Genomic DNA, 7,590 nt, shown 5'->3' with positions numbered 1-7,590 from the left:
CAGCGCGACGGGTGCCCCAGCGAACCACGGTCGGTGAGCTCGGGCACCTCGGCCGCGCACTCGTCGGCCGCCTTCCAGCAGCGGGTCCGGAACGCGCACCCGGACGGCAGGTTCGACGGGCTCGGCAGGTCGCCCTCGAGCAGGATCCGCCGCACGCTGTCCCGCTTCGTCGGATCGGGGATCGGCACCGCGGACAGCAGCGCCTGCGTGTAGGGGTGCACCGGCCGCTCGTAGATGGCCTCCTCGTCGCCGAGCTCCACGATGCGGCCGAGGTACATGACGGCCACGCGGTCGGAGATGTGCCGCACCACGGACAGGTCGTGCGCGATGAACACATAGGACAGCCCGAAGTCGCCCTGGATGTCGGCCAGCAGGTTGATCACCTGTGCCTGCACGGAGACGTCCAGCGCGGACACCGGCTCGTCGCACACCAGCACCTCGGGGTCGAGCGCGAGCACGCGCGCGATGCCGACGCGCTGCCGCTGACCGCCGGAGAACTGGTGCGGGTAGCGGTCCATGAACGCCGGGTCCAGGCCGACCCGCTCGAGCAGCTCGCCGGCCTTCACCTTGTGCTTGGCCCGCGGCACGACGCCGCGATGGATGGCCCACGCCTCGGTCACCAGGTCGCCGACCGTCATCCGCGGGTTCAGCGACGCGTACGGGTCCTGGAAGATGATCTGGATCTTGCGGCGCACCTCGCGCAGCTCGCGGCGGCCCATGGTGAACACGTCCTTGCCACGGTAGAACACCTGGCCCGAGGTGGGCTCGTCCAGCCGCAGCAGCGTCCGGCCCAGGGTGGACTTGCCGCACCCGGACTCGCCGACCAGGCCCAGCGTCTCGCCGGAGTGGAGCGTGAAGCTGACCCCGTTGACGGCCTTCACCTGGTTCGTGGTGCGCCGGACGCCCGTGCCCTCCTTGACGGGGAACCACTTGACGACGTTCTCGACCCGCAAGACCTCATCGTTCACCGGACAGCACCTCCGCGCCGAAATGACAGGCCGACAGCCGCCCGGGTGCGAACTCGACGACGTCGGGCCGCTCCCGCGCGCACAGGTCGGTCGCGAGCGGGCAGCGCGGGTGGAACTCGCAGCCGGCCGGGATGGCCGACAGGTTCGGCGGCGACCCGCTGATCGCCTCCAGCCGGCCGCCCTTCTGGTCCGCGCGCGGGATCGACCGCATCAGCGCGCGGGTGTACGGGTGCGCCGGGCTGTCGTAGAGGTCCTCGATGGCCGCGTACTCGATGCCGCGCCCCGCGTACATGACGACCGCCTGGTCGGCCACCTCCGCGACCACGCCGAGGTCATGGGTGATCAGCACCAGGCCCATGCCGAGGTCGTGCCGCAGCTCGGCGAGCAGTGCCATGATCTGGGCCTGCACGGTCACGTCCAGCGCGGTCGTCGGCTCGTCCGCGATCAGCAGGTCCGGCTCGAGCGCGATCGCCATGGCGATCATCACCCGCTGCCGCATGCCGCCGGAGAACTGGTGCGGGTAGTCGTGGACCCGGTTGCGCGCGTTGGGGATCCGCACCCGGTCGAGCAGCTCGATCGCCCGCGCGGTGGCGTCCGACTGCGACATGCCCCGGTGCACGCGGAACATCTCCGCGATCTGGAAGCCGACCGTGAACACGGGGTTCAGCGCGGTCAGCGCGTCCTGGAAGATGATCGCGATCCGCTCGCCGCGGATGCGCCGCAGCTGTTTGCGGGACAGCGTGAGCAGGTCCCGGTCGTCGAACAGCACCTCGCCGCCGGTCACGTATCCCGGCGGCGACTCGATGATGCCGAGCACGGCCCGCGCCGCGACCGACTTGCCCGACCCCGACTCGCCGAGGATCGCGAGCGTCTCGCCCCGGTCGACCGAGTAGGAAAGGCCGTTCACGGCGTTGGTCAGCCCGTAGGACGTGCGGAACTCGACCCGCAGGTCGCGCACCCGCAGCAGCGGCGGCCCGGGGGCGGGGTCGTTGGTGCGGCGCACGGCGGCGGCCCGGGTCGGCGAGCTCATCACTGCCAGCCGAGCCACTCGCGGACGCCGCGACCCATGATCCACTCCAGGTCGCCGGGGGAGAGGAAGCCCAGCTCGTCGACGAACAGCCGGCGGTACTCGTCGTAGGTGCAGTCGAGCCGGGTGATGTCGCTGCCCCAGAACACCCGGCGCGGTTCGAACGCGTCCACCACGCGGCGGATCCGGCCGTGCAGCGAGGGGAACGGGTACTGCTCGGAGACGTTGCTCGCCAGGCACGACGCCTTGACCGCGACGTTGTCGTGCCGGGCGAGCTTGACCAGGTCGTCGATGACCGCGTCCATGCGCTCGTCGCGCACGTCGGTGCGCATCCCCAGGTGGTCCATGACGAGCCGCACGTCCGGGTGCGCCGCGGCGATCTCGTCGATCAGGTCGAGCTTGTCCGGGGCGAACACCATGATCGGCACGCCGCCCGCCGCGGCCTGCGCCCACACCCAGTCGGCCGTCCCGTCGGAGAGCCAGTTGTCGGCCGCGCCGCGGCTGAACGACAGCCGGATGCCGAGCATGCCGGGCTGCTCGCGCCAGGTGGCGAGCAGGCCGCGGCTTTCCGGGTCGGTGATCGTGATGCGGCCCATCACGCGGAACTTGTCCGGGTACTGCCGCGCGGCGGCGAGGCACACGTCGTTGCGGTCGCCTTCGAACGACGGCGGCACGAGCACCACCTGGTCCACGCCCGCGCCGGCCATCTCGGCCAGCAGCTCGTCCACTGTGTACTGGTCGCCGTGCGCGAAGGACCGGCCGCCCGGCAGCCAGGGGCGGTCCGGCGTCTCCGGGGCCCAGATGTGCGCCTGGGCGTCGGTGATTGTCACGGTTGCTCGCTCCTTCTCTCGGTCCACCACGCCGCCGGCTCCACGCGGCGGCTGACCGGCATGCCCTGCCCGTGGTTGCCGAGGTACGCGCGGGACTGGTTGCGTCCCGGGTTGCCGGCCACCACCACGTCGATCCAGTCGGGACGCATCAGCGCGCGCACCGGCCGGCCGGTCTCCTCGGCGTCGGCGTACTCGGCGGGCGCCTTGCCGCGCGCGACGAGGTCGGGCCACTCGAACTTCTTGCCGCTCACCCCGCGCCCGTAGCGGGCCACCCACGCGCCGTCCAGCCACACGTTGTCGTACAGGTAGCGACGCACGTCGTCCTTGGTGAGCCCCTCGCGCGCGATGATCGCGGCGATCGCGGGGCCAAGCACGACGAACGGGAACTGCTTTTCGTAGATGAAGTTGTGGTAACACCACGGGCCGACGACATCGGTCACCAGCCGCGCGATCGTGGCCAGGTGGTCGGTCGCGCGGTCGCCGCCCGAGTAGATCGGCGCGCTCGTCGCGTACACGCTGCGCACGGTCACCACGGTGTCGGCGTCGGCGAAGCCGCGGTCGACGCGGTAGGGCTGCCAGCCGACGTCGCGGATCGCCGCCTCGTGCTCGGCGAGCGCCACGTTGAACGTGCCGCCGATCGCGCCCTTGTCGGTCTCGTCCGGGATCGGCCGCAGGCCCGCCACGTTGCGCAGGTACAGGCGCACGAACCGGCCTACCGAGGTGTTCGCGCGCGGCCCGACGCGCAGCGCGCCCGTGCCGGAGTTGAAGTCCAGCTCCGCCGCGAGCGGGCCGCTGACGATCACCATCGGCTCCCAGCCGGGCGTGCTGCCGGCGTCCTCGACCCGGAAGTCCGGATCGGCGATCGCCTCGACGGCGGCCACCAGGATCGGCATGTACTCCGGCCGGCACCCGGCCATCACCCCGTTGACGGCGACGCTGTGGACGGTCGCCTCCCGGCTGGCCGGTAGCAGTACGCCGAGAATCTCGCCCGGGTCACGGTCGGTGTGCCGCAGGAACTCCGCGACCCGGTCCGGCGTCGGCGGCACGATCGGCAGGCCGTCGGTCCAGTGCCGGTCGGTGAACCCGTCGAGGATGTCGTCGTAGGTGCCGCGCAGCACGATCTCGTCGGGTGCCGGCTCCTGCTCGGCGCCGGACTCGCCGTGGCCGGGCCGGACGAGCAGGCCGTCGAACAGGGCGGGCAGCACGTGCTCGTCCACCTTGGACTCGAACGTCTCCGGCGAGTCGGTGAGCATGACGCCCGGGTACACGGCGAGCGGGATGTCCGCCACGCCGAGCGCGCCGGCGATCATGCCGGCCATGACCTCGAACTCCGTCGAGACGATCGCGACCGCCGGGACGCCCGCCCGCTCGATCGCCACGCAGGCCCGCAACACGGCGGGCGTGCAGGAGCCTCAAGCCCCGACACCGACGACCGCCACGTCGATGTCGTGTTCCCGCAACCGCTCCGGCAGCTTCTCGACCGCGTCGTGCTCCTCCGCGGTCGTGCCGTGCACGTTGCCGAACTCCGGGTGCGGCACGAACGACATGCCGGCGAACCGCTTGCTCGCGACCGCCTCGAAGCGCGCGAACATGCGGTCGCCGGAGAACACGTGGTCCCACACGAACGCGACCCGCTTGCCGGTGAGGTCGGCCGGCCGCGGCGCGAGCTCGCCCGGCGGCAGCCCGCCGCGCCGACCCAGGGGCCACAGGACCTCGTACTGGGCTGTCATCGTGACCTCCGTCGGGGTCGGTGTCCCGCCGAGAATATATCGTAGCGACCGCGATGTTACTTCGCGATGTCCGCCGGCGCCAGGGTTGTCGCGGGCCGCCATTCGTCGAGGACGGCGTCCACCGCGGTCGAGGCGAACAGCGGCGCCGCCGCGCGCACGCCGACCGGCATCCGCCGGAAGCGCCACGGGCTGGTGAACGCGAGCCGCTCGCCGAACTCCGGCGACCACCCGCGGACGAGGATCGACCGGTAGAGGTCGCCGAGCGGTCCGGCCGCGGTGCCGGCGAGGTGCGCGAGCGTGACCTCCTCGGGGTCGGCGAGCTCGGCCTGTGCGGGGTCGGTGCCCTGGTAGCGGCTCACGCAGGTGTTGACCAGCGCGCGCAGCTGGGAGAGCAGCAGGTGGCTGCCGCCCCGGTCGGCGGCGAGCGCGGCGACGACGGCGAAGGTGGCCCAGGCACCGGCGTTCGGGTCGGCGACACCCCAGTTGAGCAGGCCGAGCGGGGCGCCTTCCCGGTCGGTCACGGTGGCCTCGAGGCCGGCCAGGGCAGTGAGGATCGGCGCGTAGCTGCGGGCGACGTGCTGCCCGTCGACGGTGCGCCCGCCCATGGACAGCAGCACCAGCCCGGGGTTGGCGGCGAACAGCGTCTCGGGCGCGATGCCCAGCCGCTCGAGCACGCCGGCGGCGAAGCTCTCGACGACGACATCGGCCGCCTCGACGAGCGCGAGGAACCGGGCGTGGTCGGCCGGATCCTTGAGCTCGAGGCGGACACCGCGCTTGTTGCGGTTGGCCGCGTTGAACAGCCAGGCGCGTTCGTGGCCGGGCAGCGTGGCGCGGTCCGAGGGCAGCCCGACGGGGAAGTCGACGCCGCGGCGGCGGCCGACGTCGAGCCGGTCGAGGCTCTCCACCTTGACCACGTCGGCGCCGAGGTCGGCGAGCCACGCGCTCGCCACCGGCGCGGCCCAGACCCAGCCGAGGTCGAGCACGCGCAGGCCGGCGAGCGGCCCGCCGGCCGCGTTCCGCCGGGTCCACGGGCACCGTGCCGGCACCGGCCGCAGGGTGGTGACGGCGGGCGCGGGCTTGCCGTTCTCGAACAGCAGCGGGTCGGCCATGGCCTCCTCGACCGTCCGCAGTGGAGCGATCGGCACCCGGTACTCCCGCCCGGCGGCCACGACCTCCGCGACGGACCGCTCGCCGAGGATCTCGTCGATGAGCGCGGCCACCTCGTCGGCATGCCGCGCGGCGATGACGATCTGGTCGGCGAACTCCGGGCGCTCGGCCCACTCCGGATCGCCCAGCAACGCGAGGAAGGCGTCCCACTCGACGCGGGCACGGCAGATCACGACGACCCACCCGTCGCGGCAGCGGAAGAAGCGGAAGGGGAACGGCCCGCCGGAGCCGGACGCGCTGGGGCCCGAGCGGCGCCACGGCCTGCCGTAGTTGAGGAACTGGATGGCGTTCACGCCGGACATGCCGGCGAGGCAGGCGACCGGGTCGACGAGCACGTGCTCGCCGAGCCTGTCCCGCCGCGCGCCCAGCCACCCGGCGAGCGCCGCGGTGGCGGCCTGCAGCCCGGCGAGGGCCTCGAGCATGCGGCCGGGCGGGGCCAGCCCGGGCCCGTCCGCCTCGCCGATCACCGCCCCGATGCCGGACAGCTCGGCGATGCGCGCGTTCGCGTCCGGGAGGGCGGCGGGCCGCCCGAGCTCGACGAAGGTGAGGTGGCGGAGCGCGGGTGGCCAGGGTTCGTCGCCGCCGAGCAGGTCGGCGAACGCGGCGGGCTCGTCGGTGATGCAGACGTCGAGACCGGCCAGGTCGCTGTGCGTGCGCGGGGTCGCTTCGCCTGCGGGCGCCGCCTCGCCGGCGGGACCGCCGGTCTCCGCTACCGGGAAGCCGGCCTGGCGCAGCACCTCCGCGGCGTAGTGGCAGGCGTAGCCCGCCGCGTGGACGGCGATCCGGGGAGCAGCCATGAATATACGATAGATTATCGATGCCGACAGGTCGAGGAGCCGCGCGCACTCGCGAGTCAGCCGAGCGGCACCGTGACCGTGCGGCTCGAGGACCACGTCGGCAGCAGCGTCGCCTTGGTGCCCGGCCCACCGGCCACCAGCAGCACGATGTCCGCCGGCGACAGCGCCGCCGGCAGCTCGTCCACCACCGCCCGGCCCGCGATGCCCGGCGCCAGCCGGGCCACCGGCACGCGCGCCCGCTCCCACAGCCGCGCCCGCGCCGCCGCCTTGTCCCACCCGGCCGACCGCAGCCGCTCGACCCACTCCGGCGGCAGCACCACCACCGGCTCGCCCGAGCCCAGCGTCCGCCCGTCCGGGCCCGCCGCCACCGGCAGCAGCAGTGCCGCCGCGAGCGTGTCCAGCAGGTCCTCCGGGGACTGGCTCACCGCGTCGACCACCTCGACCGTTCCCGAGACGCCCAGCACGGTCAGGTCCCCGCCGCGCTCGGTGCCCAGGTCGGGCCACCCCGGTGAGCCCGCCATCGAGGCGAAGCACAAGCCGTACTTCGCCGGCTGGCCCGCGATCGCCACGTCGATCGCACCCGGCACGGCCGCGCCCACGACCCGCACGACCATCGCCAGCGCGCGCCCGATGGGGCCGTTCGACCCCGCCCCCGGGCCAAGGTAGTTCGCACCCGCGTGCGCCCCGGACAACGACGCCGCGCCCGGATGCAGCACCACGCCGATCGCCGCGCTGCCGGTGGTCGTCGTCAGCCCGAGCAGGTTGAACCGTTCCGCCTGCACCGCCCGGACCGCGGCCACCAGTACCGGCAGCGCGCTCGGCCGGCACCCCGCGAGCACCGCGCACACCGCGACGTCGGCCACCGTCACCGCGCGGCGCAGCGGCGCGAGCGTGCCGAGTGGCTCGTCCGGATCCCACGCGCCGAGCATCGACTCCACGCGCACCGGCGTCGGCGGCACGACCGGCAGCCCATCACCGACGCCGCTGGAGGTGAGCAGCGCGGTGACCGTCTCGACGTCCTCGGTCGCCTCGAAGCGGAGCGTGTGCGGAAGTGGCGGTAGATCCATGTGT

6 protein-coding genes and 1 pseudogene are annotated in these 7,590 nt (G+C 73.5%); all 7 read right to left on the bottom strand.

Going from position 1 to position 7,590, the window contains the following annotated elements:
• On the bottom strand, positions 1–968 hold a 968-nt coding region (locus VH969_RS00190; protein ID WP_331968280.1), incomplete at its 3' end, for an ABC transporter ATP-binding protein.
• Positions 958–1,998 (bottom strand): ABC transporter ATP-binding protein, encoded by a 1,041-nt coding sequence (locus VH969_RS00185; protein WP_331968277.1) that lies wholly within the window; start codon positions 1,996–1,998, stop codon positions 958–960. The genes VH969_RS00190 and VH969_RS00185, both read right to left, overlap by 11 nt.
• Positions 1,998–2,825: an amidohydrolase family protein gene (locus tag VH969_RS00180; protein WP_331968274.1), complete on the bottom strand. Its 828-nt coding sequence runs from the start codon at positions 2,823–2,825 to the stop codon at positions 1,998–2,000. Before VH969_RS00180 ends, VH969_RS00185 begins: the two co-directional genes overlap by 1 nt.
• Positions 2,822–4,225 (bottom strand): annotated as a pseudogene (locus VH969_RS00175) (UGSC family (seleno)protein); the annotation flags it as partial. The pseudogene VH969_RS00175 and the gene VH969_RS00180, both read right to left, overlap by 4 nt.
• Before the next feature lie 12 nt (positions 4,226–4,237).
• Positions 4,238–4,555, bottom strand: coding sequence for a UGSC family (seleno)protein (locus VH969_RS00170; protein ID WP_331968268.1), 318 nt, complete (start codon positions 4,553–4,555; stop codon positions 4,238–4,240).
• 56 nt (positions 4,556–4,611) lie between these two features.
• Positions 4,612–6,519, bottom strand: coding sequence for a CoA transferase (locus VH969_RS00165; protein WP_331968265.1), 1,908 nt, complete (start codon positions 6,517–6,519; stop codon positions 4,612–4,614).
• A gap of 56 nt (positions 6,520–6,575) precedes the next feature.
• The gene (locus VH969_RS00160) at positions 6,576–7,586 is read right to left on the bottom strand and encodes a hypothetical protein (protein WP_331968262.1); all 1,011 of its coding nucleotides are present in this window, start codon (positions 7,584–7,586) and stop codon (positions 6,576–6,578) included.
• Between the last annotated feature and the right edge of the window lie 4 nt (positions 7,587–7,590).

Origin of the sequence: Actinophytocola sp. (genome assembly GCF_036555685.1) — a bacterium.
GTDB lineage: Bacteria > Actinomycetota > Actinomycetes > Mycobacteriales > Pseudonocardiaceae > Actinophytocola.
This window is presented reverse-complemented; position numbering and strand designations above follow the sequence as displayed.